The 26,161-nt window shown below is 57.9% G+C and carries 24 protein-coding genes; 13 read left to right on the plus strand and 11 right to left on the minus strand.

The window, feature by feature from the left end; genetic code table 11:
- The first annotated feature begins 104 nt into the window (after positions 1 to 104).
- The gene (bglX, locus tag ABFX35_RS02935) at positions 105 to 2,402 is read left to right on the plus strand and encodes a beta-glucosidase BglX (protein WP_346079059.1); all 2,298 of its coding nucleotides are present in this window, start codon (positions 105 to 107) and stop codon (positions 2,400 to 2,402) included.
- A 320-nt stretch (positions 2,403 to 2,722) separates the two neighbouring features.
- On the opposite strand, the gene ABFX35_RS02940 is transcribed toward bglX, so the two are convergent.
- The 3 genes from ABFX35_RS02940 to yajD form a co-directional block, all read right to left on the minus strand.
- Complete coding sequence (locus tag ABFX35_RS02940; RefSeq protein WP_095845344.1) at positions 2,723 to 3,022, minus strand: hypothetical protein; 300 nt, start codon at positions 3,020 to 3,022, stop codon at positions 2,723 to 2,725.
- Positions 3,019 to 3,654 (minus strand): division plane positioning ATPase MipZ, encoded by a 636-nt coding sequence (locus ABFX35_RS02945; RefSeq protein WP_279028821.1) that lies wholly within the window; start codon positions 3,652 to 3,654, stop codon positions 3,019 to 3,021. Before ABFX35_RS02945 ends, ABFX35_RS02940 begins: the two co-directional genes overlap by 4 nt.
- A gap of 305 nt (positions 3,655 to 3,959) precedes the next feature.
- Entirely contained in the window at positions 3,960 to 4,301 is a 342-nt protein-coding gene (gene yajD / locus ABFX35_RS02950) for an HNH nuclease YajD (protein ID WP_095845342.1), read from the minus strand.
- A gap of 303 nt (positions 4,302 to 4,604) precedes the next feature.
- Here yajD and ABFX35_RS02955 point away from each other — a divergent pair, with 303 nt between their 5' ends.
- On the plus strand, positions 4,605 to 5,516 hold the full coding sequence (locus tag ABFX35_RS02955; RefSeq protein WP_346079062.1) for an EamA family transporter: 912 nt from the start codon (positions 4,605 to 4,607) through the stop codon (positions 5,514 to 5,516).
- 168 nt (positions 5,517 to 5,684) lie between these two features.
- Here the strand turns inward: ABFX35_RS02955 and ABFX35_RS02960 are convergent, their stop codons facing one another.
- Both ABFX35_RS02960 and amyA read right to left on the minus strand, forming a co-directional pair.
- On the minus strand, positions 5,685 to 6,536 hold the full coding sequence (locus ABFX35_RS02960) for a PA4780 family RIO1-like protein kinase (RefSeq protein WP_095845340.1): 852 nt from the start codon (positions 6,534 to 6,536) through the stop codon (positions 5,685 to 5,687).
- 117 nt (positions 6,537 to 6,653) lie between these two features.
- The gene (gene amyA, locus ABFX35_RS02965; RefSeq protein WP_346079064.1) at positions 6,654 to 8,144 is read right to left on the minus strand and encodes an alpha-amylase; all 1,491 of its coding nucleotides are present in this window, start codon (positions 8,142 to 8,144) and stop codon (positions 6,654 to 6,656) included.
- 497 nt (positions 8,145 to 8,641) lie between these two features.
- On the opposite strand from amyA, the gene ABFX35_RS02970 reads away from it, so the two are divergent.
- The 6 genes from ABFX35_RS02970 to ABFX35_RS02995 are packed head-to-tail and all read left to right on the plus strand — an operon-like array spanning position 8,642 to position 14,995.
- Positions 8,642 to 9,844, plus strand: coding sequence for an SfnB family sulfur acquisition oxidoreductase (locus tag ABFX35_RS02970; protein ID WP_279028812.1), 1,203 nt, complete (start codon positions 8,642 to 8,644; stop codon positions 9,842 to 9,844).
- 10 nt (positions 9,845 to 9,854) lie between these two features.
- The gene (locus tag ABFX35_RS02975) at positions 9,855 to 11,060 is read left to right on the plus strand and encodes an SfnB family sulfur acquisition oxidoreductase (RefSeq protein WP_346079066.1); all 1,206 of its coding nucleotides are present in this window, start codon (positions 9,855 to 9,857) and stop codon (positions 11,058 to 11,060) included.
- Positions 11,057 to 12,442: an LLM class flavin-dependent oxidoreductase gene (locus ABFX35_RS02980; RefSeq protein ID WP_346079068.1), complete on the plus strand. Its 1,386-nt coding sequence runs from the start codon at positions 11,057 to 11,059 to the stop codon at positions 12,440 to 12,442. Before ABFX35_RS02975 ends, ABFX35_RS02980 begins: the two co-directional genes overlap by 4 nt.
- Positions 12,443 to 12,460: 18 nt before the next feature.
- Positions 12,461 to 13,273, plus strand: a complete 813-nt coding sequence (locus tag ABFX35_RS02985) for a MetQ/NlpA family ABC transporter substrate-binding protein (protein WP_346079070.1) — start codon at positions 12,461 to 12,463, stop codon at positions 13,271 to 13,273.
- A gap of 2 nt (positions 13,274 to 13,275) precedes the next feature.
- Positions 13,276 to 14,361, plus strand: coding sequence for a methionine ABC transporter ATP-binding protein (locus tag ABFX35_RS02990; protein WP_346079072.1), 1,086 nt, complete (start codon positions 13,276 to 13,278; stop codon positions 14,359 to 14,361).
- Positions 14,345 to 14,995 carry a methionine ABC transporter permease gene (locus ABFX35_RS02995; RefSeq protein ID WP_279028879.1) on the plus strand — a complete coding sequence of 217 codons (651 nt, stop codon included), beginning with the start codon at positions 14,345 to 14,347 and terminating at the stop codon, positions 14,993 to 14,995. Before ABFX35_RS02990 ends, ABFX35_RS02995 begins: the two co-directional genes overlap by 17 nt.
- A 36-nt stretch (positions 14,996 to 15,031) precedes the next feature.
- On the opposite strand, the gene ABFX35_RS03000 is transcribed toward ABFX35_RS02995, so the two are convergent.
- Positions 15,032 to 15,991 (minus strand): sulfonate ABC transporter substrate-binding protein, encoded by a 960-nt coding sequence (locus ABFX35_RS03000; protein WP_279028877.1) that lies wholly within the window; start codon positions 15,989 to 15,991, stop codon positions 15,032 to 15,034.
- A 216-nt stretch (positions 15,992 to 16,207) separates the two neighbouring features.
- A complete protein-coding gene (bhsA, locus tag ABFX35_RS03005) occupies positions 16,208 to 16,465 on the minus strand; it encodes a multiple stress resistance protein BhsA (RefSeq protein ID WP_095845331.1) in 258 nt (85 codons plus the stop codon).
- A 166-nt stretch (positions 16,466 to 16,631) separates the two neighbouring features.
- Here bhsA and ABFX35_RS03010 point away from each other — a divergent pair, with 166 nt between their 5' ends.
- Entirely contained in the window at positions 16,632 to 17,285 is a 654-nt protein-coding gene (locus tag ABFX35_RS03010; protein ID WP_346079075.1) for a TetR/AcrR family transcriptional regulator, read from the plus strand.
- Between the two features lie 58 nt (positions 17,286 to 17,343).
- Here the strand turns inward: ABFX35_RS03010 and ABFX35_RS03015 are convergent, their stop codons facing one another.
- Genes ABFX35_RS03015 through ABFX35_RS03025 form a run of 3 tightly spaced genes read right to left on the minus strand, consistent with a single transcriptional unit; the run spans position 17,344 to position 19,866 of the window.
- Positions 17,344 to 18,162: a MetQ/NlpA family ABC transporter substrate-binding protein gene (locus ABFX35_RS03015; RefSeq protein WP_095845329.1), complete on the minus strand. Its 819-nt coding sequence runs from the start codon at positions 18,160 to 18,162 to the stop codon at positions 17,344 to 17,346.
- Between the two features lie 17 nt (positions 18,163 to 18,179).
- Positions 18,180 to 18,848, minus strand: coding sequence for a methionine ABC transporter permease (locus tag ABFX35_RS03020; protein WP_095845328.1), 669 nt, complete (start codon positions 18,846 to 18,848; stop codon positions 18,180 to 18,182).
- Entirely contained in the window at positions 18,841 to 19,866 is a 1,026-nt protein-coding gene (locus ABFX35_RS03025; protein ID WP_279028841.1) for a methionine ABC transporter ATP-binding protein, read from the minus strand. The genes ABFX35_RS03020 and ABFX35_RS03025 overlap by 8 nt, the downstream gene beginning before the upstream one ends.
- Before the next feature lie 339 nt (positions 19,867 to 20,205).
- Between ABFX35_RS03025 and ABFX35_RS03030 the strand changes: the two genes are divergently transcribed.
- Positions 20,206 to 21,099 carry an oxygenase MpaB family protein gene (locus tag ABFX35_RS03030; RefSeq protein WP_279028839.1) on the plus strand — a complete coding sequence of 298 codons (894 nt, stop codon included), beginning with the start codon at positions 20,206 to 20,208 and terminating at the stop codon, positions 21,097 to 21,099.
- 117 nt (positions 21,100 to 21,216) lie between these two features.
- A complete protein-coding gene (locus ABFX35_RS03035; protein ID WP_346079079.1) occupies positions 21,217 to 22,320 on the plus strand; it encodes a suppressor of fused domain protein in 1,104 nt (367 codons plus the stop codon).
- An 18-nt stretch (positions 22,321 to 22,338) separates the two neighbouring features.
- Here the strand turns inward: ABFX35_RS03035 and ABFX35_RS03040 are convergent, their stop codons facing one another.
- A complete protein-coding gene (locus tag ABFX35_RS03040) occupies positions 22,339 to 23,214 on the minus strand; it encodes an NAD(P)-dependent oxidoreductase (protein WP_346079081.1) in 876 nt (291 codons plus the stop codon).
- 199 nt (positions 23,215 to 23,413) lie between these two features.
- On the opposite strand from ABFX35_RS03040, the gene ABFX35_RS03045 reads away from it, so the two are divergent.
- Positions 23,414 to 23,881, plus strand: coding sequence for a YehS family protein (locus tag ABFX35_RS03045; RefSeq protein WP_279028844.1), 468 nt, complete (start codon positions 23,414 to 23,416; stop codon positions 23,879 to 23,881).
- 383 nt (positions 23,882 to 24,264) lie between these two features.
- A complete protein-coding gene (gene atzF / locus ABFX35_RS03050; protein ID WP_346079083.1) occupies positions 24,265 to 26,082 on the plus strand; it encodes an allophanate hydrolase in 1,818 nt (605 codons plus the stop codon).
- The last annotated feature ends 79 nt before the right edge of the window (positions 26,083 to 26,161 follow it).

Below are 26,161 nucleotides of genomic sequence, written 5' to 3' on the forward strand. Positions count from 1 at the left end.
CTACTAATTGTTTATGCTGCGAAAAGGCCTGTGGCAAACTATTTCTTCACGTCGATCAATCATTCTGTCCGCTGGTAGCGGCGGCAGTCGCCTGAGATAACAATATGAAATGGCTCTGTGTGGTGAGTGTGTTAGCCGGTCTGGCCATCAGCCCGGCATTTGCGCAAGGAACGGGCGCAACGCAAGGAATCAATGTTCAACAGCGTGATGCATTTATTGCCAAACTGATGGGGCAGATGACGCTGGAAGAGAAAATCGGCCAGTTGCGTTTAATCAGCGTGGGGCCGGATAACCCGAAAGAAGCGATTCGGGAAGGGATCCGCAAAGGGCAGATTGGCGCGATTTTCAATACGGTGACCCGGCCGGATATCCGGGTGATGCAGGATCAGGCGATGCAGCTCAGCCGCCTGAAAATTCCCCTTTTCTTTGCCTATGACGTTGTACACGGGCAGCGAACCATCTTCCCGATAAGCCTGGGGCTGGCGGCCAGTTTTGATACGCAGGCTATCGCCCGGAGCGCCCGTATTGCCGCCATGGAAGCCAGCGACGACGGCCTGAACATGACGTTTGCACCAATGGTGGATATCACGCGCGATCCGCGCTGGGGAAGGGTGTCGGAAGGCTTTGGTGAAGACACCTGGCTGGTATCAAAGATTGCCCGGCTGATGGTGGATAATCTGCAAAATGGCGATCCGGCCAAACCGGGGGCGGTGATGGCCAGCGTCAAACATTTTGCACTGTATGGCGCTACGGAAGGCGGGCGTGATTACAACACCGTCGACATGAGCCCGTTGCGGATGTATCAGGACTATCTGCCGCCTTACCGGGCGGCGATCGATGCCGGCAGCGGCGGGGTGATGGTGTCGCTCAACTCGATTAACGGCATACCCGCCACCGCGGACCCATGGCTGCTGAAGGATTTACTGCGCGACCAGTGGGGCTTCGACGGGATCACCATCAGCGATCACGGCGCCATCAAAGAGCTGATCAAGCACGGCGTGGCGATGGATGCGCGTGATGCGGTGCGCCTGGCGATCACCTCCGGCGTGGATATGAGCATGAGCGATGAGTTCTACGATAAGTACCTGCCGGGGCTGGTGAAAGCGGGCCTGGTGAAGGAAAGCGATATCGATCGCGCTTGCCGCAATGTGCTGAACACCAAATATGCCATGGGGCTGTTTAACGATCCTTATGCGCATCTTGGCCCGGTAGGCAGCGATCCACAGGATACCAATGCTGAAAGCCGCCTGCACCGGGCCGAAGCCCGCGAAGTGGCGCGAACAACGATGGTGCTGTTGAAGAACGATCGCCAGACACTGCCGCTGCGCAAACAGGGCACCATTGCCCTTATTGGGCCGTTGGCCGACAGCCAGCGTGACGTGATGGGCAGTTGGTCGGCCGCCGGGGTGGTCAAGCAGTCGATCACCCTGCGCGCCGGCTTGCAAAATGCGGTGGGTGATAAGGCAAAAATTCTGTATGCCAAAGGCGCGAATATTACTCAGGATAAAAGCATTATTGATTATCTGAACCTGTATGAGCCGGCGGTGGTGTTTGATGATCGCCCGCCGCAGCAGATGCTTGATGAAGCGCTGGCGGTAGCTCGGCAGGCCGATGTGATAGTGGCCGTCGTCGGGGAATCGCAGGGGATGGCGCATGAAGCATCCAGCCGTGCCGACATTACTATCCCGCAGAGCCAGCGCGATCTGATCGCCGCCCTGAAAGCCACCGGCAAGCCCCTGGTGTTGGTGCTGATGAATGGCCGCCCGTTGGCACTAAGCTGGGAAAGCCAACAGGCCGATGCCATGTTGGAAACCTGGTTCAGCGGCACGGAGGGCGGTAATGCGATAGCCGATGTGCTGTTCGGCGATTATAACCCTTCGGGCAAGCTGCCGATGACTTTCCCGCGTTCCGTCGGGCAGATCCCGATGTACTACAACCATCTGAATACCGGCCGGCCGTTTAACCCTGAGAAGCCGAACAAGTACACTTCGCGCTACTTTGATTCGCCGAATGGGCCGCTGTATCCGTTCGGCTATGGCTTGAGCTATACCACCTTCAGCCTGACGGATCTGAAGCTGTCTGGCTCGCAGATGGCGCGTAACGGCAAGATCACCGCTAGCGTAACGCTGAAAAACACCGGCAAATATGATGGCGCTACGATCGTGCAGCTGTATGTGCAGGATGTCGCCGCATCGGTCAGCCGCCCAGTGAAGGAACTGCGCAATTTTAAAAAGGTGATGTTGAAGGCCGGTGAGACGCAACGGGTTGAATTGCCCATCACTGAAGACGATCTCAAGTTTTATAATGCCAGCCTGAAGTGGGGCGCCGAGCCAGGTCAGTTTACTGTGTTTGTGGGCCTGGATTCCGATAATCTGCAGCAGCAGAGTTTTAGCCTGAAATAACCTTTGCTCTTTTCCCTTCCCCTTCTCCCTCACCCTAACCCTCTCCCAGCGGGAGAGGGGATAGCCCGGTGTTGGATGTAGCTCTGGTTAACGGATAAGAAAATCCTGGTGCTGGATACGGCTTTGGTGAATGGAAAAGGGGCCTACTTGCGGGCACTATCTGCTCCCTCTCCCAGTGGGAGAGGGGATAGCCCGGCGCCCGCCGCGGCTTTGGTCAATTTATTGGTGGGCACTATCTGCCCCCTCTCCCTGGGGGAGAGGGTTGGGGTGAGGGGCCGTACAGCATAGCTATTAGCTTACTTAGCTAATAGCTTAATAAGTTAACTGCGCGCTTTCAGCAATGCCAACAGCTGTGCTTCGTTGTTGCCCGCCAAACCGTCAATCGCCAGCTTAATCACGTCAGAACGGGTAATGCGCACAATACCGTTGCGCGCCGCCAGCACGATAATTTCGTCAATCATCTCAACATGGCTGTCGGTCAGGCTAACCGAGATAGCTTTATAAGTGCGTTTGCGCCCCTGCGGTTTGCTTTCAACTGCAGGAACGGCCAGCGTATGGGATGTGGCGCTATTGATAAACTCATCTTCCGTCATTCGCTGGGTTGGCGTACGTTTTTTCATAAGATGACTTCCTTGACCAGGCTTTCAATCTCATTTTGCGCTTTTTCATTATTGGCTTCGTGAATCGTGATCGCCTCGCCCCAGGCATCGCGGTAGATTTTGCGATCGCACAGGCGGTTGCTCACCAGCGTAAACTCCGGGTATTCGCTTAACACTTCCGCCGCTTCATTGGCTTCATTGATGAAGATGTTGGTCGGGCACATGTTCAACACAATGTAGCCTTTCACCTTCTCATTATATTCCTGCGCGGTAGAGAACATTTCCGAAAGGTAGCCGATGGTATCCAGATCCATCTGCGAAGGGCGCAGCGGGGAGAGGAACAAATCGGCCGCCAACAGGCCGGAACGCAATTCGGCGCTGTCCCGCCCGGCGGTATCGACAATCACATAGTCGTAATGGCGATCCAATTCCAGCAGCGTTTCTTTGATCTTTCCTGAAGCGGCAACGACAGGGATGTGCGGCAGGCCGCCGACGTTTTGCCGATCGTTGTACCAAGTCATGATCGATTTCTGGTCATCGGCATCAACGATGATCGCCGTTTTGCCCTGCTTGAGAATTAAGTAACCGGCAATATTTACCGCCTTTGTCGATTTCCCGACGCCGCCCTTTTGGGAGCCAATCAAAACAATCATGCTGCCATCTCTTAAATTATTAAGCTGATAACTTATTAAGTTAGTTGCTTGATAGGTTGATAATTAAACAGGCTAATAAGCGCTACCTTTAACAATATGCCTTAACGATTGGCGCTTGCCAAGCTGCGATTTTATTGGCCTGAGCCGATATTTTGCTGGCAAGGCGCCCTGCGGGTAAGTAGGAATGTTCCGGGAAAACAGAAGTGATAAGTTATTGGATTATTAAGCTAGTAACTTATTGGGTTGGTAACTTATTGCCGGTGCGGTTGCAACCGGCAATCACGCCGGGCGGTATTTCGCCGGCGTTATTTTTTCATCATGGCTTTCAGGTTGGCGAACGGGTTGTGCGTGGCCACGCCCACGTCTTTTTGCGCATCTTCCCCGGCCACGACCGTTGTGCCGTATAAATCCGCCTGCGTATATTTTTCATGTTCGTGGTCATGGCAATACAGACACAACATTTCCCAGTTACTGCCGTCTTCCGGATTATTACTGTGATCGTGATCGATGTGGTGCACCGTCAGTTCACGCAGGTTGGAGTAAACAAACTCACGTGAACAGCGCCCACACACCCAGGGGAACAGTTTCAGCGCTTTTTCGCGGTAGCCCATTTCCAGCTTCGCGTAGTTTTTCGGGATATATGCCATAGCGGATCCATTGGTTGAATATATTGGTCATCCTTCAAGCCGTGTGTGCACTGGTTTTCCTGCAACCCTAATCAGGCAGAGTGACAAACAGGGGAAAGCCGGGCGGTGCGCCTTGAAAGCGTGGGGCTGAGTAAAACCTCTGGCGAACATAATACCATAGTGCGTCTGCGAGACAGCGCAGGTGCGGTTTGAGTTTTGCCGACTGCCTGTGTTGCTGAAGATTGCACAGATCTGTATGTATTGCCCTACGGCATTTCGCTGTAGGCTGCGATGAAGTGTGTTAATCAGGAATGGTGGGAGAACATGACGTTACGCGATCGGTTGCTGGCGCTGTTGGTTGTGGTTATCTGGGGCATGAATTTTGTCGTAATCAAATACGGGCTACAGGGTGTGCCGCCGTTTCTGTTGGCCGGTCTACGTTTTTTGCTGGTAGGGGTACCGGCAATCTTCTTTATTCCTCGCCCCAAATTGCCTTGGACGTGGCTGGTTTATTATGGCCTTACCATGAGCTTTGGTCAGTTTGCCCTCCTGTTTCTTGCGATTAAGCTGGGGATGCCGGCCGGGCTAGCTTCGCTGGTGATCCAGGCGCAGGTGTTCTTTACCCTGCTGCTGGGGATGGTGCTGATGGGGGATAAACTGCGTGTCAATCACCTGGCCGGTATCGCTGTTGCCTGTGCGGGGATGCTATTACTGGCCCTCGCTAGCCTGCGCCACCAACTGGGCGGCAGCGCCGTGCCGCTGGCCGGTTTATTGCTGACGCTTGGCGCTGCGTTTTCCTGGGCGCTGGGCAATATGGCCAACAAAAAAATTATGGCGACGTTTCCGCAGCAGGGGATCCTGCCATTGGTGGTATGGAGCGCTTTAATCCCAGTGTTACCGTTTTTGGCATGCAGTTGGCTATTTGACGATCGCTTGCAGGTTGTCGCCAGCCTGGTTCACCCACAGTTAAGCAGTGTGTTGGTGGTGTTGTATTTGGCCTTTGCCGCCACGCTGTTCGGCTATTCAGTTTGGGGCAATCTGTTGGCGCGCTACGAAACTTGGCGTGTGGCGCCGCTGGCACTGTTGGTACCGTTGGTCGGGTTGATTGGCGCCTGGGTTATTGTGGGGGAAGCATTGTCGGTGCTACAGGCCGCCGGCGCGCTGCTGGTGCTGTGCGGCATGGCGGTCAATATGTTTGGGCTGCCGCGCTGGCGCCAATTAGGGAAGCGAACCTGATAATGAATTTATCGGCCATGTATTCTGGTTCTGGTCGATTGAAATTGTGCGCCGTGATTTGCGTAACCGTATTACTAAACTGCCGGATGTTTCGTTAGCGTAACCGCTTGCTGGCATACTTATATAAAATACCCTGTGTAAAGACAGGGTATTTTTTTATCTGGAGCCTTACTGATTATTTTCTTGCCGGGCCAGTTGCTGCCGTTGGTGCTCATCGTGGGCGGCCTGAATTTCTTCCAGTACGGCGCCAATATCGGCGCGCTTATTGTCTTCGGCCACGTAGCCGCTCAGTTCACTCTCCGGCGTCAGGTTGCCTTCCTGATACAACGCCCAAATTTCTTTGGCGTACTGGCTGCCAAGCAGTTGCGGCGCAAATTGGCCGTAATATTGCGTCATATTATTAATGTCGCGTTCGAACATGCTTTTGGCATGGTTGTTGGCCGCCGCATCGACCACCTGGGGCAAGTCGATAATCACCGGGCCGTCTTTATCCATCAATACGTTGAATTCCGACAGATCGCCGTGAACCAGCCCGGCGCACAGCATGCGGACGGCGTAGTTCATCATCAACGCGTGATCGGCCAGCGCCTGCTGCGGCTCCAGCGTAATATCGCTCAGGCGCGGCGCCACCATGCCTTCTTCGTCGGTGATCAGCTCCATCAGCAGCACGCCGTCCAGGCAAATATCCGGCTGCGGCACGCGCACGCCTGCTTTCGCCAGCAGATAGAGTGCGTCTACTTCTGTGTTTTGCCAGGCTTCTTCAAGCTGTTGGCGGCCAAAGCGTGAGCCTTTGCTCATGGCGCGCGCGTTGCGGCTGTTGCGCACCTTGCGGCCTTCCTGGTAGTTCACGGCCTGCTTGAAATTGCGTTTTTCTGCTTCTTTGTACACTTTGGCGCAGCGGATCTCATCGCCACAGCGCACGATAAACACATCGGCCTCTTTGCCGCTTTTCAAGCGGCGGATGACGTCATCAATTAAACCATCATCAACCAATGGCTGGAGTCGTTTTGGTATTTTCATGCAGCCTTGTACCCTATTTAGGCTCCGGTGTGAATGGGTTACTGCTGTCAACAGCGTGATTTAGACCGGAAAGCGCCAAAGTAGTTTCCCGCCGTTACCAGTCGGTACACGCCAGCATTACAAATTTTCGGCCAAAATCCAAACGCTAACGCTGCCGCCGTTAACCGTGAACGTAGCATTGCCGTGCTCATCAGTCACGATCTCCTCTTCACGATGGCCGAGAAAATCACGCCAGGCCGTGTTGGCGAGGGCTTCGCCCAGGCCGACGGTTTTCCCGCTTTCTGCGCCATTGGTTAGCACCACCACGCAGCCCGGGGCTTCCACGGTGCCGCTGCGGCTGAAGGCGATGCAGTGCTTATCGTCGAAATAATCGGTTTGTACGCCGTTGCTAAAGCGCTGGCGCGCGGCAATCAACTGCGCCAGCTCGGGAATAACCGGCAGGTCTATCTGGTACTCACCGCCGTCGTCCCCCTGGTCCTTATAGCTGGCGCCGTACAAATCGGGATAAAACACGCAGGGCACGCCTTGCTCACGCAGCAGCACCAGCGCATAGGCCAGCGGTTTGAACCACGGGGCCACCGGCGCCTCCAGGGACTGGAGCGGCTGGGTGTCGTGGTTGGCGACAAAGGTGACGGCGTGGGTGGGATCGTTGGCGACCAGGGTATCAGCGAAGATGCTCGCCATATCAAACTCATCGCCCTGCTGCGACGCCAGGTGGAATTTCAGGTGCAGCCCCACATCGAACAGCATTATTTGGCCTTCCACCAGATCAATATATTGTTGTAGCGCATCCAGATCGGGCGACCAATACTCCGCCACGATGAACAGATCGCGTTCGGCAGCGGCGCGCACGTGCTCCGCCCAGTCATTGTAAAACCAGGCGGGGATATGCTTGACGGCGTCCAGCCGGAAGCCATCGCACGGCAGCGTTTCCATCAGCCAGCGCCCCCAGTATTTCAACTCTTCCACCACGGCGCTATTGCGGAACTCCACGTCGGCGCCCATCAGGTAGTCAAAATTGCCTTTTTCGTCGTCAACCTGATCGTTCCAGCCCTCGTCGCCGTAGTCGTTGGCGATTTTGAAAATGCCTTTTTCATCCGGCTGCTCAATATAATCAACGCCGCTGAAGCATTTATAATCCCAGATGAATTTTGAATACTGCCCCTGGCGACCCGGAAAGGTAAAGCGGGTATAGGCCAGCGCATCCAGCCCTTCATCATCGATATTATTGCGATCGTTCGCGTCCACCCGGTAAACGTGTACCTGCTCTTTTTCGTCGGCGCCGATTTTATGGTTGAACACCACGTCATAGATCACGCGCAGGCCGTTATCGCGCAGCGCCGCCGTGGCGTTGAGCAGGGCCTCCTTGTCGCCATATTTGGTGGCCGTGCTGCCTTTCTGGTCAAACTCCCCCAGATCGAACAGATCATAGGTATCGTAGCCCACCGAGTAGCCGCCGCTCGCCCCTTTATAAGCCGGCGGCAGCCAAACATCGGTAATGCCGAGTTCGGCTATCTGCGCCGCACGCTCGGCCGCCTCGTGCCAAAGTTTGCCGCCGTCGGGGTAATACCAATGGAAAAATTGCAGCAGGGTGGTTTTTTGCGTCATGAGCCAATATCCCGGTTGGTGAAAGGGGGCTAGCCGGCTTTTAGCCGGCGCCGGATAGGCGATTGCCAGCGGTGCGCTTGTGCCGGCGTGGCAAGTGCAACCGGATAGGGAAGGGGGCGCAGCCTGTTTTAATCATGATCCAATTTTGCCAAAAGGGAAATGTCCGGTGTGAAAAGGCGCTGGATAGAGCGCCAGCAGGCCGGGGAGCAGGCAATCTGGATCGAGCGTAACGGTGGCAGATCAGATAATGGTTGTAAGCCTGTGATATTTGCTAAAGGACGAAGAGAGAGGAAAACCAACGCACCTGCAATCCGAATTGTTTGGGGGTTATATTAAATAATTCGCTAACCTTTGCCATTATTCTAATAATGACTTCCCTTTACTTCTGGTTGGGCCGGTTATTATTATCGACTCAACAACATATATTTTACCTTTTAATGAATTACTGCCCTTAGCGGTAATTCCCGTAATGCTTCTACCTAATCAGAGGAATAATCATGCCTGAGCATGGTGATGCTGCTATTGCCCGCGTTATCACAACCGAGCAGGAGGCGCTGCAGGCCGCACAGGCGGTTGCCCAGGCGGCGCGCAAAGAGGCAGTGCTGCGCGATCGTGAGCGCATTTACCCGGCGGAGCTGCTGGCCCTTTTCACCTTTAGCGGGCTGGGATCTATTTCCGTGCCGCGCAAATGGGGCGGCGGCGGTTTGCCTTATACCACGATAGCTGAAGTTTTCCGTTTAATTTCCGCCGTCGATCCGGCCCTTGGCCAAATACCGCAAAATCATTTCGGCATTATTCAATTTATTCTTGATGAAGGCACGGCTGAACAACAACGTTATCTGTTTGAACGCATTGTCGCCGGGCAGCGTTTAGGCAACGGCGGGCCGGAAAAAAACACCCGCCATACGCGGGAAGTGCAAGCGCGTTTGCGGCAAACGCCGCAGGGGCTGCAACTGACCGGCGATAAGTTCTATTCCACCGGGGCGCTGTTCGCCGATATTGTGGTGACCACGGCGTTAAACGATGCCGGCAAGGCGGTGATGGCGTTTATTCCGCGCCCGGCGCCGGGGCTGGAGATTATTGATGATTGGTCCGGCATGGGGCAGCGCACCACGGCCAGCGGCACCGTGCGCCTGCGTGATACGCCGGTGGATCCGGCGTTGGTGATTCCCCTGCCGGATACTGAAAAGCCCTCCCTGCGCGGGCCGGTATCGCAGTTGATCCAGGCCGCGATCGACGCCGGAATTGCGCAGGGCGCGTTGGACGAAGCCTGCGAATTTGTGCGCGCCCGTTCGCGCCCCTGGGTGGATGCGGGGGTAAGCAGCAATGCGGAAGATCCCTACCTGGTGGCGGATATCGGCCGGGTGAGTATGGAACTGACCGCGGCGAATGCGCTGTTGCAGCGCGCCGCGCGCCTGTTGAACGCGCTCGATCCGGCCAACTTGACGGCGGCCGATGCGGCCAGTGCGTCAATCGCCGTTGCCGAAGCTAAAGTGTTGACCACCGAGGTGGCCTTGCTGGCAAGCGAAAAACTGCTGGAGTGGGCCGGCAGCCGCGGCACCCTGCTGGAACATGGGCTCGATCGCCACTGGCGCAATGCCCGTACTCATACCCTGCACGATCCGGTGCGCTGGAAAAACCATGCTATCGGCAACTATTACCTGAATGGGCAGTTCCCGGTGCGCCACGCCTGGATTTAAGGAGATTGCGATGACATATCAACCTGATACCGGCGAACAGGCAACGCGGATCGACAGCGCGGAAGCGGCGCACCAGGCGGCCGGGCAACTGGCGCAGCAGTTTCGCCGCGGCGCGGGCGAGCGCGATCGCCAACGGCAATTGCCGGTTGATGAACTGCGCACCCTGTTTCGCTCTGGGCTTGGCGCGGTGACCGTGCCGCGGGCCTATGGCGGGATAGCTTTGCCGACCGCAGAGCTGGCGAAGCTGATGACCAGCCTGAGCGAGGCGGATGCTTCGATCGGCCAGGTACCGCAAAACCATTTTTATGCGCTGGAGGTGCTGCGGGTTAACGGCAGCGAAGCGCAAAAACAGCGGCTGTACGCCGAAGTGTTGGCCGGGGCGCATTTTGGCAATGCGTTGGCCGAGTTTCAGGCGCCGGCGGCACATCAACGCACCACCCGCGTCTATCGCCAACAGGGGAACTGGTTGCTGGAGGGGCGCAAATTTTACGCTACCGGCGCGCTGTTTGCCGATCGCATTCCTACCGCCGCCTACAACGAGCAGGGAAGTGAACAGCTGGTGTTCGTGCCGCGCCGGGCGGCCGGCGTGCAGGTGATCGACGATTGGTCGGGCTTTGGCCAGCGAACCACCGGCAGCGGCACGGTAATCTTTGAACGTTGCAACGTGGATGAGCAGGACATCGTGCCGTTCCAGGTGGCGTTTGAGCGCCCGACGGCCGTTGGCCCGTTCGCCCAGATCCTGCATGCGGCGATTGATCAAGGGATCGCCCGGGCCGCGTTCCAGGATCTGCTGGCGTTCGTGCGCGAGCGCTCGCGGCCATGGCCGGATGCCGGGGTGGAAAAAGCCGGCGACGATCCGCTGACGCTGGATCGCCTCGGCCGGTTGGCGGCGCGCTTGCAGGCCGGCGAAGCGTTGCTGGCGCTGGCGGGGGACGCGGTAGATGCCGCCCAGCAGCACAGCGATGCCGAAACGGTGGCGGTGGCCTCTGTTGAGGTTGCCAAAGCCCGCGCCTGGACTACGGAGCTCTCTCTGGCGGCGGCGAATTTGCTGTTCGAACTGTCCGGCACGCGCGCCACGCTGCAGGAGTACCAGTTGGATCGCCACTGGCGCAATGCCCGCACCCACACGCTGCACGATCCGGTGCGCTGGAAGTTCCCGGCGATCGGCAATTACGTGCTCAACGGTGTGCTGCCCGCGCGGCGGGGGACGCTATGAGCCCAAGCGCGCACAAAGAAATCCTGCTCAATGCGTTCAACATGAACTGTGTCGGGCATATTCATCACGGCATGTGGACGCATCCACAGGACCGCTCGGTGGAGTTCAATCGCTTGGAATATTGGCTCGATCTGGCTCGCCTGCTGGAGCGCGGGCTGTTCGACGGCCTGTTTATCGCCGATATTCTGGGGGTGTATGACGTTTATCAAAACGGCATTGATTTAACCGCGCGTGAAGCTATTCAACTGCCGGTTAACGATCCGCTGCTGCTGGTATCGGCGATGGCGAGCGTGACGCAGCACCTGGGCTTTGGCTTAACGGCCAATGTCAGCTATGAATCGCCGTATTTGTTCGCGCGCCGCTTTTCCACCCTGGATCATCTTAGCCAGGGGCGGGTAGGGTGGAACATTGTAACCGGCTATCTGGACAGCGCGGCGCGGGCCATGGGCCAGCAACAGTTGGTGGCCCATGATCGCCGCTACGATCAGGCCGATGAGTTCCTGGACGTGGCGTATCAACTGTGGGAAGGCAGTTGGCAGGATGACGCGGTGCTGGCCGACAAGCAGCGGCGTATCTATGCCGCCGCCGATAAAATTCATCAAATCCGCCACCGCGGCGAATTTTACCAGGTGGAGGGCTACCACCTGTCTTCACCTTCGCCGCAGCGCACGCCGCTGCTGTTCCAGGCCGGCGCTTCGGCGCGCGGCATCCGTTTTGCCGCCCGTCATGCGGAATGCACCTTTGTTAACGGCGCCACGCCGGCGGCCATGAAGGCGCAGGTCGATAAGCTGCGGGCCGCCGTGGTCGAGGCCGGGCGGGCGGCGGAAGATCTGAAAATCTTCATGGGCATCAGCGTGATCGTCGCCCCCACGGCGCGCGAGGCGCAGGAAAAGCATCAGGAATATCTGCGCTACGCCAGCCCGGAAGCGGGGCTGGCGCACTTTTCCAGCTCGACCGGCATTGATTTTTCCCGTTTTGCCCTCGATGAGCCGGTTGCTGGCGGGCCAACGCGGGCGATCGAATCGGTCTCCAACACTTACAGCGGCTGGACCAAAAGGCGCTTGCTGGAACAGCATGCGTTGGGTGGGCGCTACCCGCTGATCGTCGGCGATCCGCAGCAGGTAGCGGACAGCCTGCTGCAATGGGTGGATCAGGCCGATATCGATGGCTTCAACCTGACGCGCATTGTTAATCCGCAAAGCTATACCGATTTTATCGATCTGGTGATCCCTGAACTGCAGGCCCGCGGCCGTTATAAAACCGCCTATGCCGCCGGTTCGTTCAGGAAAAAACTTTTTCAGCAGCAGGATTGCCTGCCGGCAAGCCACCCTGCTGCCCGTTGGCGTACACCGGCCGCGGCCGGCGATCGCATTATTGCCTAACCTCCTGGAGCTTTTACCATGTCATTTTCCTTATTCCGTGCGCGCCATGTCCTGTTTGCCGCCCTATTGGGCATCGCCCACGCCGCTGCGGCGGCCGATTACAGCGCGCCGTTGAAAGTGGGCACCACCGCGGCGTTTGCCCCGCCGCTGGAAACCGCGGTCGAAGAAGCCAAAAAGCAGGGGCTGAATGTTGAACTGATCGAATTCAGCGATTGGATTGCCCCCAACGTCAGCCTGGAAAACGGCGATATTGACGTAAACCTGTTCCAACACCGGCCATTTTTGGATAACGCCAACCAGGAAAGCGGTTTCCACCTGGTGGCTTACGCGCCGGCCATCATTAACAACGTCGGGCTTTACTCGAAAAAGCACAGCAAGCTGGATCAGATCCCGCAAGGCGGCACGGTAGCGATCGCCAACGATCCAATCAACGGCGGCCGCGGGCTGTTGCTGCTGCAAAAAGCCGGGCTGATCAAATTGAAACCGGGCAGCGGCATCAAATCCACCCAGAGCGATATTGTTGAAAACCCGAAAAAGCTCAAGATCATCGAAGTGGAAGCGGTGCAGCTTTCGCGCTCGCTGGATGAAGTGGATCTGGCGCAAGGCTACCCGCATTACCTGCGTTTGTCCGGGGCGATTGATCCCAACAACGCGCTGTTGTTCGACGGGCTGGAAAACCCGGAGTACGTGATCCAGTTTGTGATCCGCGATGGCCACGAGGACGATCCGCGGCTGCGCAAGTTTGTCGATATCTACCAGCATTCACCTGTGGTGCGCGCCAAACTGGATAGCTTCTACGGCAAACTTTATCAACCCGGTTGGAGCCAGTAGCCATGAGCAGTTTGGTGATGCCGGAAAACGCCGCTGAATGGGCCGAAGCGTCAACCAGCCGGCCGGGTGACTGGCATGTGAAGCTGTCTGCGGTGGTGAAACGTTACCCCGGGCAACAAACGGATGCGCTGAAAAATATCCATTTGCAGGTTCGGCGCGGGGAGATCTTCGGCATCATCGGCCGCAGCGGGGCGGGTAAATCGACGTTGATTCGCCTGCTTAACCGCCTGGAAGAGCCCACGGCGGGCCAGGTGGTGATCGACGGTGTGGATCTGGGGTCGTTGACGCACGCGCAGCTGGTGGCCTGGCGCCGGCGCACCGGCATGATTTTCCAGCATTTCAATTTGCTTTCGGCCAAAACCGTGCGGGAAAACATTGAATTGCCGATGCGCGTCGCCGGCGTGCCCGCCGCCGTGCGGCGGCAGAAAACCGACACGCTGCTGGCGCTGGTGGGGCTGGAAGCGCGGCAACACGCCTACCCGGCGCAGCTTTCCGGCGGGCAGAAGCAGCGCGTCGGTATTGCCCGGGCGCTAGTGCACGATCCGGAACTGCTGCTATGTGATGAAGCCACGTCGGCGTTGGATCCTGAAACCACCCGCTCGATCTTGGCACTGCTGCGAAAAATCAACCGTGAACTGCATATTACGATCGTGCTGATCACCCATGAAATGGATGTGATCCACGATCTTTGCCAGCGCGTCGCGGTGATTGAGCGCGGTGAGATCGTCGAAAGCGGGCCGGTTTGGCAGGTGTACGGCAATCCGCAGCAGGAAACCACGCGTATTCTGTTGGCCCCCGATCATGATGCCCTGCCGGAGGATCTGCAACGGCGGCTGCGGCCGGAACCCGCCGCCGGCTATGGCCCGCTTATCCGCCTGCGCTATAACGGCAGCGGCGCAATGCCGCAGCTCAATCACCTGATAGCGGCATTCGGCAGCGATATTACGCTGCTGCAAAGTTCGCTGGAAAACGTACAGGGTAAAAATATCGGCCAGCTTTTACTGCGGGTGGCGCAGCCGTTGCCGCAGCCATTGCCCGCCGGGCTTGCCGATCACGTGGAGATCCTCGGTTATGTCGCTGCTTCTTGATCGCCTGTGGGCGGGGTTGGTTGAAACGCTGATGATGGTGGGGGTGTCCTCACTGCTGGCGCTGATCATGGGGCTGCCGTTAGCGGTGATCCTGGTGGTGACCGATCGCGGCTCGCTGTATCCCAGCCGGTTTCTTAACCGCGTGCTGGGCTGGTTGGTGAACCTGTTCCGCTCGATCCCGTTTTTGATCCTGATGGTCGCTTTGATCCCGTTTACCCGCATGATTGTCGGCACGTCGTATGGCGTATGGGCGGCAACGGTGCCGCTGACGCTGGCGGCGATGCCGTTCTTTGCCCGCATCGCGGAAGTCAGCCTGCGTGAAGTGGATGATGGCCTGATTGAAGCGGCGCAGGCGATGGGGTTTAACCGTTGGCACATTGTCTGGCACGTTTTGCTGCCGGAGGCGCGGCCGGGCATTGTCAGCGGTTTTACCATCACGCTGGTGACGATGATCAACGCTTCGGCGATGGCCGGCGCCATCGGCGCCGGTGGGCTGGGGGATTTGGCCTATCGTTACGGCTACCAGCGCTTTGATACCCAAGTGATGTTGACGGTTATCGTGGTGCTGGTGGCGTTAGTCACACTGCTGCAGTTCTTCGGCGATCGCCTGTCGCGCCGGCTGAATCACCGCTGAAAGCCATCGGCGCTCCCAGCGTGGAGCGCCGGATGCTTATCGATCCTGCGACCATTTGGCGCTGCTGACGTCAACCTTCACCGGCAACAGCCCGATCTGGGTGAATTTATCCGCCAGTACCTGCTGCTGCTGGAATACCTCTGGCGTCATCCGCTGCGCGCCGAATGGCATACGCGCCAACGCACGCCCCCAAATAGCGGCGTCCAGCCCGGTCGAGTCAGACAGGATTTTTGCCGCTTCCTGCGGGTTTTTGTTGGCCCAGTCGCTTAGCGTGGCGAGCTCATTAATCACCTGTTGCGCCGTGTGCGGGTAAGTGTCGGCAAATTTCCGGCTGGCCAGATAGAAGGTGTAATGCGGTACCAACCCTTCTGCGTTTTTTACCAGCCGCGCTTTGGCGTTGGTTTCCACCTCGGCGTAGAACGGATCCCAAATCACCCAGGCATCGATGGCGCCCTGCTGGAAGGCGGCGCGCGCATCGCTGGGCGGCAGGTAGACGGGGGTGATGTCTTTATAGGTTAAGCCGGCGTCTTCCAGCGCGGTCACCAGCAGGTAGTTGACGTCTGAGCCCTTGTTCAGGCCGACGCGCTTGCCTTTCAAATCCGCCACGTTGTGGATGGGCGAGTTTTCCGGCACCACAATCGCTTCCGTTTTAGGGTTGGCCGGCGAGTGCGCCAGATACACCAGATCGGCCTTTGCCGCCTGGGCAAAGGTCGGCGGCGCATCGCCGGTGGCGGCCAGATCGATACTGCCGACGTTCAAGCCTTCCAGCATCTGTGGGCCGGCGGGGAATTCCACCCAGCGCACGGCGATCCCTTGCCGTTTGAAGTTTTCATCCAGCGTGCCGCGGTATTTCAACAGGGCAAAGATATTGGCTTTTTGATAGCCGATATTAATGGTTTTCGGCGCCTCCTCGGCAAACGCGGTTCCCGGTGCGGCGGCGCTGGCAAGCAGCAGTGTCAGGGCGAGCAAAGAAGCGCCCAATAGGTTCTGTTTCATCGTGTTATCTCATGGCTGGGGGAGAGTAGAGACGATAACAAAACACGCATATAGCAATTAAATAACTTAATTTAACTTGTTATTCATTTTTGTTTTATTTGGGGGGGATCTGGCCGGGGGAAATCAGGGGGGCTTGGAGAAGAAGCACCTGGCTCCTCAATGTAAAAAGAGGGCCAGGGGCGCTAATGCTTGCTGTTTATCTACAGGCGTGCGGCATTAGTTGTAGATGATTGCCGTGCCATGCAGTTTGTTGTTACCGGTGGTGTCGATAACCTGGAAGGCTTTGGCACCGGCTTTATCCGCCTGGGCGGAAAGCTGGTTTTCCATGCTGGTCAGATCGGTGGCGCCGGTGGCGGTAACTACGCCGATTTTTTGCGCATTTGCCGGTTGTTCGGTAACCAGTTGAGCGGCGAATGAACCAAAAGAAACGGTGGTCAGTGCGATAGCTGCAAGTGCCATTTTAATGTTTTTCATAATGTTATTTCCTGTTTGTGTCGTTTTTTCAGTGTTGGTTTTCGTGTTCGCTAAATTAATTAACGATCGATAACTAAATGCTAGTCTCTTCTCGACGGCGATGCAATATTTTTTTATAATGACCGTTAAGTTAATAGTGCGCTATTAATGAACCAGGGGAAATGCCATGACGACTAACGAAAAAAAGATGTGTGAGAAAAAAACACGCGGCAGACCGAAACAGTTCGATCGCGATCGGGCGCTCGACCAGGCGTTGAGGCTGTTCTGGCGCGACGGCTATGAATCCACCTCGCTGGCCGATCTGGTCGCGGTGACCGGCGCCAAAGCGCCGACGCTGTATGCCGAGTTTGGCAACAAAGAGGGGCTGTTCCTTGCGGCCGTAGAGTGCTATCTGGAAAAGTACACCGCCTGTACCAACCGGATACTGGGACGGGATGAGCCGGTTGCCGCCATCATCGAGGCCTACATTCACGCCTACGTGAAGGTATTTACCGATCCTGATACGCCGTCGGGGTGTTTTATGGTGTGTACTTCTTCGGCGTTATCGTCTTCAGCGGGCGCCATTGCGGCGATGCTGCAGAAAAAACACCAGGAGCAAGAGGCCAGCCTAAAGGCGTGTTTTGACCACAAAGTGCAGCAGGGCGAATTGGCGCTGCACACCGATACCATGCTGCTGGCGAAGTTCATCATCTGCAACATTGAAGGGATGTCGGTTCAGGCGCGTGAAGGCGCAAGCCACGAAGATCTGCTGCAGCTGTTGGCGGCGCTGATGGCCGTGTGGCCGCACCTGTGCCAGGCGGAAGCGTTGCGTAAAACATAAAAAACTCCCTCGCCGCTGTGGCGAGGGGGTTTAACGCAATAGGGGGAAACGCGGTGGCTTATTGGTCAACCGGAATAACCGCGCCCTGATATTTTTCGCGGATAAAGTCCTGAATCGGCTTAGAGTGCAGCACTTTCACCAACGCGACGATCTCCGGCTTGTTAACGTCGGCCTTGTGCACGGTAATGATGTTGGCGTAAGGGTTATCTACGCCGCTTTCAACCGCGATAGGGTCTTTGATGGGGTTCAGGCCTGCGTCGATCGCGTAGTTGGCGTTAATCACCACCGCATCGCCTTCATCGTTGTTGTACATCTGCGGCAGCAGTGCGCCTTCCACATTAGCCAGGAACTTCAGATGTTTCGGGTTTTCCACCACGTCGGAAATCCGCGCATCCACCTTGCTCACGCCCGGTTTCAGCTTGATCACCCCTTCACGTTCAAAGATAGACAGAATACGGCCTTCTTCCGCCACCGCATCGCGCATGATGATTTTGCCATTTTCCGGCAGATCTTTCAGGCTTTTGTACTTTTTCGAGTAGATACCGATAGGTTCGATGTGGATGGCGCCGGCGCTGACGAAGTCATAGCTCTTGTCATCGGCGTGGTCTTTCAGCACCGAGTTCAGGTATGGCACGTGCTGGAAGTAGTTGGCGTCGATATCGTGGCTGGCCAGTGCGGTGTTCGGCAGGATGTAGTCCTGGAAGCGTTTGATTTCCAGATCGATGCCTTCTTTGGCGAGGATCGGTTTTGCCTGTTCAAGGATTTCGGCGTGCGGCACGTTGGAAGCGCCGACCACCAGTTTGGTTTGCGCTGCGGCGGTGAAAGACGCCAGCGCCGTCAGCGAAGCGAAGGCTAACATCATGAGTTGTTTTTTCATCGTCATTATTCCTGTTATTAACGTTTATCGAGCAGTGTGGTTACTGTGTCGCCAATAAACTGGATGACGAACACGATCAACAAAATCATCAGTGTCGCCACCAGCGTTACATCACTATGGTTGCGTTGAAAGCCTTCCAGATACGCCAGGTTGCCCAGCCCGCCCGCGCCGATCACGCCAGCCATTGCGGTGTAACTCACCAGCGCGATCAGCGTGACGGTGATGCCGGAAACCAACGCCGGCGATGATTCCGGCAACAGCACGCGGAAGATGATGGTACGGGTTTTCGCCCCCATGGAGCGCGCCGCTTCAATCACTCCTTTATCCACTTCACGCAGGCCGATCTCCACCAGGCGTGCGTAGAACGGCGCTGCGCCGACGATCAGCGCCGGCAGTGCGGCGTCTGCGCCCAAAATGGTGCCGATCAAGGTTTTGGTGAAGGGGATCAGTAACACGATCAGGATAATGAACGGGATGGAGCGGAAGATGTTCACGATGGCTGAGATCAGCAGGTAGATCGGGCGGTTTTGCAGCAGTTGGCCCTTAGAGGTTAAAAACAGGATCACGCCAAGCACGATGCCCAGGATCAGGGTGGCCAGGCCGGCGATGCCGGTCATGTACAGCGTTTCCAGCGTGGCGTCTAACAGTTGGTCAATACGCAGGTGAGGGAACAGCGATTCAATCATGTTTAACAACCTCAACGGCGATATCCCGTTCTTGCAATAATTCCCGCATCCCGGCGATTTGCTGTTCGCTGCCCAGGGTATGAATATACAGTTCGCCAAATGTGCCGTTCAGCGTGTGGCTGATTTTGCCGTGCAGGATGTTGATGCTCAGGCCATAACGTTGGATAACGTCGGAAATCACCGCCTGATGGGTCTGCATGCCGACAAACGTCAGCTTGAAAATGGTGCCCTGCAGGTGTTCGGTCAACTGCGGGTTAAAGCTTTCCTCTGTCTCCTGATAGTGCGAAACCTGCTTCACAAACTGCTGGGTGATCGGCTGCTGCGGTCGGGTGAAGACGTCAATCACCGGCCCTTCTTCCACAATGCGGCCATTTTCCATCACTGCGACGCGGTGGCAGATTTTCCGCACCACGTGCATTTCATGGGTGATCAACACGATGGTCAGGTTCAGTTTGCGGTTGATATCCAGCAGCAAATCGAGGATGGCGTCGGTGGTTTGCGGATCGAGCGCCGAGGTGGCCTCGTCGCACAGCAGCACGTCCGGGTTGTTGGCCAGAGCGCGGGCGATGCCGACGCGCTGTTTCTGGCCGCCGCTCAGTTGTGAAGGGTAGGCGTTTTCGCGCCCTTGCAGGCCGACCAGCGCAATCAACTCCGCCACCCGCTGCTTGATGCGCGCTTTGGCGGCGCCGGCAATCTGTAGGGAAAAGGCGATGTTCTCGCTGACGGTGCGCGACCACAGCAGGTTGAAGTGTTGGAACACCATGCTGATTTTCAGGCGCGCCCGGCGCAATTCATCATGGCTGGCCTTGGCAATATCAAAACCATTGATGCGGATACTGCCGCTGGTGGGGGTTTCCAGGCCGTTGAGTAAGCGAATGAGCGTGCTTTTCCCTGCACCACTGTAGCCAATGATGCCGTAGATTTGCCCGGCCTCAACGTTAAGATTGACGTCGTCCACGGCGATTACACGGCCCTGAGCGCTGTCAAAGGTTTTACAAACGTTCGAAAGAACGATCATTGTGACAATAATCCTTAAATAAAAAGTCTACGTATTCCGGTGGCCGCGCATCATACCGTCAGGGCCGGCTTGAGAGGAAGACGTAAAAATCATGCTGCCAGGTAAAAATTGCTACCAATCCTACCGGGGCTTGATACCGGCAGGAAGAATGTAATAACTATTACTTATGCTTCTTTTTTATAATGAGTTATAAAGCATACTAATGATTGAAAACTAAGCAAAAAGCCCGCGGCGTGATTGAGCGCTTGGCCGGCAGGCGTGCCCGGTGAACGGCGGCGGCAAGGTTAAACGCCGCTGCATTCCCATGATAGACTGGCCGCAACAGCAAAGAGGGCCGGGATGGAAACAGTACGCGCAGCGATCGAAAAACAGGTGCACAGCCTAAGCGGGCTAACGCTGGGCGGGATCGACTTTGAAAACCCACCGGGGGATCCGGGGCTGTTCGGGCCGCAGACCACGATCTGGCAGGTGCACGGCGATTTCACCTCAATGCTGTGCGGCGGCGTCAGCGCACTGCTGTTGCAAATGCTGCACCCGCTGGCGCTGGCCGGGGTATGGGATCACTCCAATTTCCGCAGCGATATGCTTGGCCGGCTGCGCCGCACCGGCCAGTTTATTTCCACCACCACCTTTGCGGCCAGCGCCGACGCGCAGCGGCTGATTGCCCGCGTTAAGGCGATTCATCAGCATGTTAACGGCTACGCTGCCGACGGCACGCCCTATGCCGCCAGCGATCCACAATTGCTGACCTGGGTGCACGTGGCGGAAAGCCGCAGTTTTCTGGCGGCGCACCTGCGCTACCGCAACCCGGCCTTGCCGCCGGCGCAGCAGGATCGCTACTACCAGGAAGCTGCGCGCGTGGCCGAAGCGTTGGGCGCGCGCGATATCCCGGCCAGTTGCGCGGAGGTGGCCGATTATCTGCAGCAGATGCGCGGGCAGTTGGTTTGCGATGCGCGCACGCGTGAAGTGGCGCGTATCCTGCTTGGCGCACCGGCGCCCAGCCTGCTGGCGCGGCCGTTTGGCGCCCTGGTGATGCGGGCCGGTATCGATCTGCTGCCGGACTGGGCGCAGCAGCAACTGGGGCTTCGCCAGGGGGCGATACAGCGCCGGCTGGTGCGTGCCGGCGTGGCCGGCACGGCGAAAGTGCTGCGCGCATCGGTGCGCAACGGCTCCTATCATCGTGCGCTGCGGCGCATCAATAATGCGGCGGCAGACGGGCAACGGCAGGCGTAAGTCTGGGTTTTTCGGACTTTTACGCGTGATCCCGCCTGGCTTTGCGTTTTACACTGGTGAAAACCCATTTATCTGGCGCGCGGCGGTGATTGCCGCGTGGTGACCTATTGAGGCGATATGAACGAGTCTACTGTACTTGCCGAAGTCAGTAACGAGAACCAAACGCTGGTGGCCGTGGTGCAGCAAGATCATCGCGCCGCCTATTTTTATATTTACCCCACGGAAGCATACAGTGAACGTTTTCAGGTGCGGGCCTGCTGGCTGCGCAACCTGGCCGCAGCGCCGCAGCAGGAAGACCGCGCCGCGCTGGAGATGGGGCAGCCGCCGATGCTGGCCGCCGAGTTTTGTCGCAATCTGGAAGGCGAGGCCCCGCTCAACCCGGAAGGGCTGCTGGTGGTATGGGCGGAGAGCGACGACGGCGCCGCGCTGTGGTATTACGGCCAACTGCTGGCGGTGATCCCGGGCTGGAGCCTGTATATCGACCATTCGGTGTGCTATTCCGCCAGCTGTATTAAAGAAAGCCCGCTGGCCTATCCGCTGGGCTCTGCCTCCACCAACGTGCAGTACGCACAGGCGGAAAATACGCGCCAGTTCTGGCGCCGTTGGCAGCGTGAGGAAGGTAACCCGTGGCCGACGATCCAGCGCGATTACGGCGTCTGCTACGAGCAGCATTTTGGCCCGTCGGTAAAATATTACGCCATCGACCAGGGCAAATGGCCGCCGATGGCGATCACCCAGCACGAGCGTGACGGCATCTATTACTTCCTCACCCTGGGGGTCAGCATCCGGCCGATGCCGTGGGTGGATATCCTGTTCAACGACGATGCCGCCCGCTATCGCCGCATGGAAATGGGGATTGCCATTGATGGGCAATATATGACCGAAGAGAACGCGGTGCAGATGGCCAGCGCGCTGGCTGGCTTTGCCCATGTGCCCTGGGCGCGGCTCACCTGGCTTGGCGAAGGCCACACGCTGGAATCGGAAGTGGCGCCGCAGGGGTATGAAGGCTATGTGCTTTCTTCCGCCTTTTACCCTTACCAGGAGCACCTGAAGCTGCCGGAGCAGTACGGCGATCCGGTCAATATCTTCTGGGCCAGCCCGGTGTTTGAAAATGAGCGGCTGTTGGCGCACGCCACGCCAAACGGCGGGCTTGATCTGGTTAACCGACTGCGCGCGCAGGGCGTTGACCACATCTTCCGCCCGCGCCAGCCGCTGGCCTGAGCTGGCGCGGCGATCGGGCTATTTTAGCCCTGAACGCCGCGTCGCCACCTTAGCCAGCGCGGCCCAGTCCAGTTCGCCATCCCCCTGGGCCACGGCATCCAGGAAATTATCTTTCAGCACGCTGGCGAAGGGCATCGGCGTATGGCTGTTGCCGCCGGCCTCTAGCGCCAGCCCCACATCCTTCATCCCCAGCGTCAGCTTAAAGCCGGCCGGCGCGTATTTTTCTTCGGCGATCAACGCGCCATAGCCTTGGTAAGCAGGCGCAGCAAACAGCGTGCTGGTCAGCATGTGCAGATAATCCGCCCCCGAAACGCCATGGTTGCGCACCAGCGCGCTGCCCTCCGCCATCGCCTCAATGGCGCTTGCCAAGGTAAAATTGGCGGCGATCTTGACGATATTGGCCTGTTCCGGTTTATCGCCGAAGCGCCAGGTGTGCTGGCCCAACACATCAAACAGCGGCTGTACGCGGGCGATATGCTGCGCGTCGCCGGCGGCCAGAATGTTCAATTTGCCGGCGGCGGCGACCTCGACACGCCCTAGCACCGGTGCGGCAATATACCCCACGTGATGTTCGGCATGCAGCGCCGCCAGCCGCTGCGCCAGGGCAACGGAAACCGTCGCCATATTGATGTGGATTGCCCCCGGCCGCAATTGCTGCAGCAGCCCGCTCGTGACCACCACCTGTTCGGTTGCTGCATCGTTGGCCAGCATGGTGATCAACACATCAACGGCGGCCAGATCGCTTGGCCGTTGCGCCAGGGCGGCACCGGCATTGACTAACCCCTGTGCGGCCTGCGGTGAACGATTCCATACCGTCAGCGAATACCCTGCGTTCAGCAGGTTGTTGGCCATGGGTTGCCCCATACCGCCCAGGCCGGCGAAACCAATGTTCATTCTGTGTCTCCTGTTCGTTCTGCGTTGTTTGCTGATGATTGGCCCGAACGAGGCGGGCAGGGAAGGCCTATGGGTAAAAAGCACCATTGCCTGGCGCCCAACGGCCAAACCGATTGAGAAACCCTGGCCGTCTGCCTATACTGCCGCACATCTTCCCGGCGTGCGGCCGCCTGTCGTGCCCGTAATAAAAGGCTATACCATGATTAACAATGATGTGCTGCGCAGCGTGCGCTACATGCTAAGTATTAACGATGCAAAAATGGCGGAAATCGTCTCACTGGACGGTTTTAACGTCGATGCCGCTGCGATGGGCCGTTATGTGATCAAGGAAGGCGAGCCCGGCTTTGAAAAATGCCCGGATCCAGTGATGGCGCATTTTCTCAATGGCCTGGTGTTCTTCAAGCGCGGTAAAGACGACAAATACCCGGCGCCGGCGGTGGAGCTACCGGTCACCAACAATCAGGTGCTAAAAAAGCTGCGCGTGGCGTTTGAACTGAAAGACACCGATATGCACGCTATTTTCAGCGCGGTGGATTTCCGCATTTCCAAGCCGGAGCTGAATGCGCTGTTTCGGAAAGAGGGCACCAAGAACTACCGGCCATGCGGCGATCAGATGCTGCGTTATTTCCTTAAAGGCCTGGCGCAACGCGTGCGCGGCGCGGTTTAAGCCGAAACCCCCCGGGGTGGATGTTATGCACCGTTTTTGCTCAGCGCCCGCTCGCCAGTGGTGCGCCGCTGGGTTTAACGCCCCCCGTTAAGGCCGTTTCACGGCGAAAATCATAACGATATTCACTCTAAATAATTCGAGTTGCAGGAAGGCGGCGACGCAGCGAATCCCCAGGAGCTTACTGGAGTAAGTGACTGGGGTAAGCGACAAATTCTGCCGGGAGCAGATTTGAACGCTGTTGGCAGCGGCCCCTTTGGGGCGAGGCCCAAGGATGGGCCGAGTAATAAAGCCAACACACCTGCAACTTGAAGTATGACGAGTATAAAGCTGGCACGCCCCTTGCTCTGATGATTCCATCTTGTGTACTAGTTGGAATTCAACGGATGGCCCAGTCTGTAAAGCAATTCGGTTTTACGCTCACCGAATGGCAACGCTTCTATCAAACCCAGCCGGTTGGCGCACGCATTGATGGCGTGCGCACGGCTATCAATGCTCTGCTTGCCAGCCTTGGCGGCAGCGACAACGCCTGGCTGTATCACGCCACCGCGGCCCAGTGTGAAGCCCAATACCAACAGTTAGCACAGCGCCTGGCGGCGGTGGAGGGCGATCTCAGCCGTTTACCCTTGTTCGGCGTGCCCTTTGCGGTAAAAGACAACATCGACGTCGGCGGTTGGCCGACCACGGCCGCCTGCCCGGCGTTCAGCTATCAGGCCGATGCCGATGCCGCCGTGGTGGCCAGGCTGCGTGCCGCTGGCGCCATTGTGGTGGGAAAAACCAACCTCGATCAGTTCGCTACAGGGTTAGTAGGCACTCGCTCACCGTATGGCGCGGTGGTTAACAGCTTCGACAGCCGTTACGTTAGCGGCGGCTCCAGCTCCGGTTCGGCTTCGGTGGTGGCGCGCGGCCTGGTGCCGTTTTCGTTGGGAACCGATACTGCCGGCTCTGGTCGTGTTCCGGCCGGGTTCAACAATATCGTCGGGCTGAAGCCCACCAAAGGCTGGCTGTCAAGCAGCGGCCTGGTGCCGGCCTGCCGGTTGAACGACACCCTTTCTGTGTTCGCCCTGACGGTCGCGGATGCGGCGCTGGTGGCCGAACTGGCCGGCGGTTTTGACGCCGCCGATGCTTATTCACGCCATAACCCCAACACCGCCCCGGCGGATCTGCCAGCGGCGCCACGCTTTGCCGTTCCGGCCTCGCCGGAGTTCTTTGGCGATCGGCTGGCAGAACAGGCATTTCAACAGGCATTGGTACAGTTGCAGGCCATCGGCGCCCAACTGGAACCGATCGATTTCACGGCGTTCCGCGAACTGGCCGAGCAGCTCTATTACGGCCCCTGGGTGGCGGAACGCACCGTGGCGGTGGAGGAACTGCTGCAAAGCAATCCGCAGGCCATCAACCCGGTGGTGCGCGGCATCGTCAGCAGCGGCCTGCAGTACAGCGCCTGCGATGCCTACAAGGCCGAATACCTGCGCGCCGAACTGGCACGCCGCATTCACCTGCAACTGGCGCAGTTTGATGCGCTGGTGGTTCCCACTTCGCCGACGATCCGCACGCTGGCGGAAATGGCCCAGGAGCCGGTGTTATTCAACTCGCAGTTTGGCATTTACACCAACTTCACCAACCTGGCCGATCTCAGCGCGCTGGCGCTGCCGGCGCCAATGCGTGCCGACGGCCTGCCGGCCGGCATCACTCTGATTGCACCGGCCTGGCACGACCGGGCGCTGGCGGCATTTGGCCAGCGCTGGCAGCAGGCGCTGGGGTTGCCTCTTGGCGCCACCGGGCACCCCTTGCCGCCGCAGCAGCCACTGCCGTTTGCCGAGAACTACGCACGTGTGGCGGTAGTGGGCGCTCACCTTTCCGGTATGCCGCTTAATCATCAATTGACCGAACGCCAGGCGGTGCGCGTGGAACAGACCACCACCGCTCCGTGTTACCGGTTATACGCGCTGGCCGACACCCAGCCGCCGAAGCCGGGGTTGGTGCGGGAAGACGGCGGTGCGGCGATCAGCGTTGAGCTATGGGATATCCCGTTGGCGCGCTTCGGCGAATTTGTCGCTGAAATTCCCGCGCCGCTTGGCATCGGCACATTGGTTCTGGCAGATGGCCGCCGGGTGAAAGGGTTTATCTGCGAGCCGTGGGCGCTGCAGGGCGCGACGGACATCACGGAATTTGGCGGTTGGCGCAATTATCTCACGCGGTGACGGGATCCGCTCTCTTTGTGAGAGGGGCAGGGTGAGGGCACCATCGATCCCCTCTCCCTGTGGGAGAGGGTTAGGGTGA

The sequence above is a fragment of the Gibbsiella dentisursi genome (assembly GCF_039539505.1).
GTDB classification, from domain to species: Bacteria; Pseudomonadota; Gammaproteobacteria; order Enterobacterales; family Enterobacteriaceae; genus Gibbsiella; species Gibbsiella quercinecans.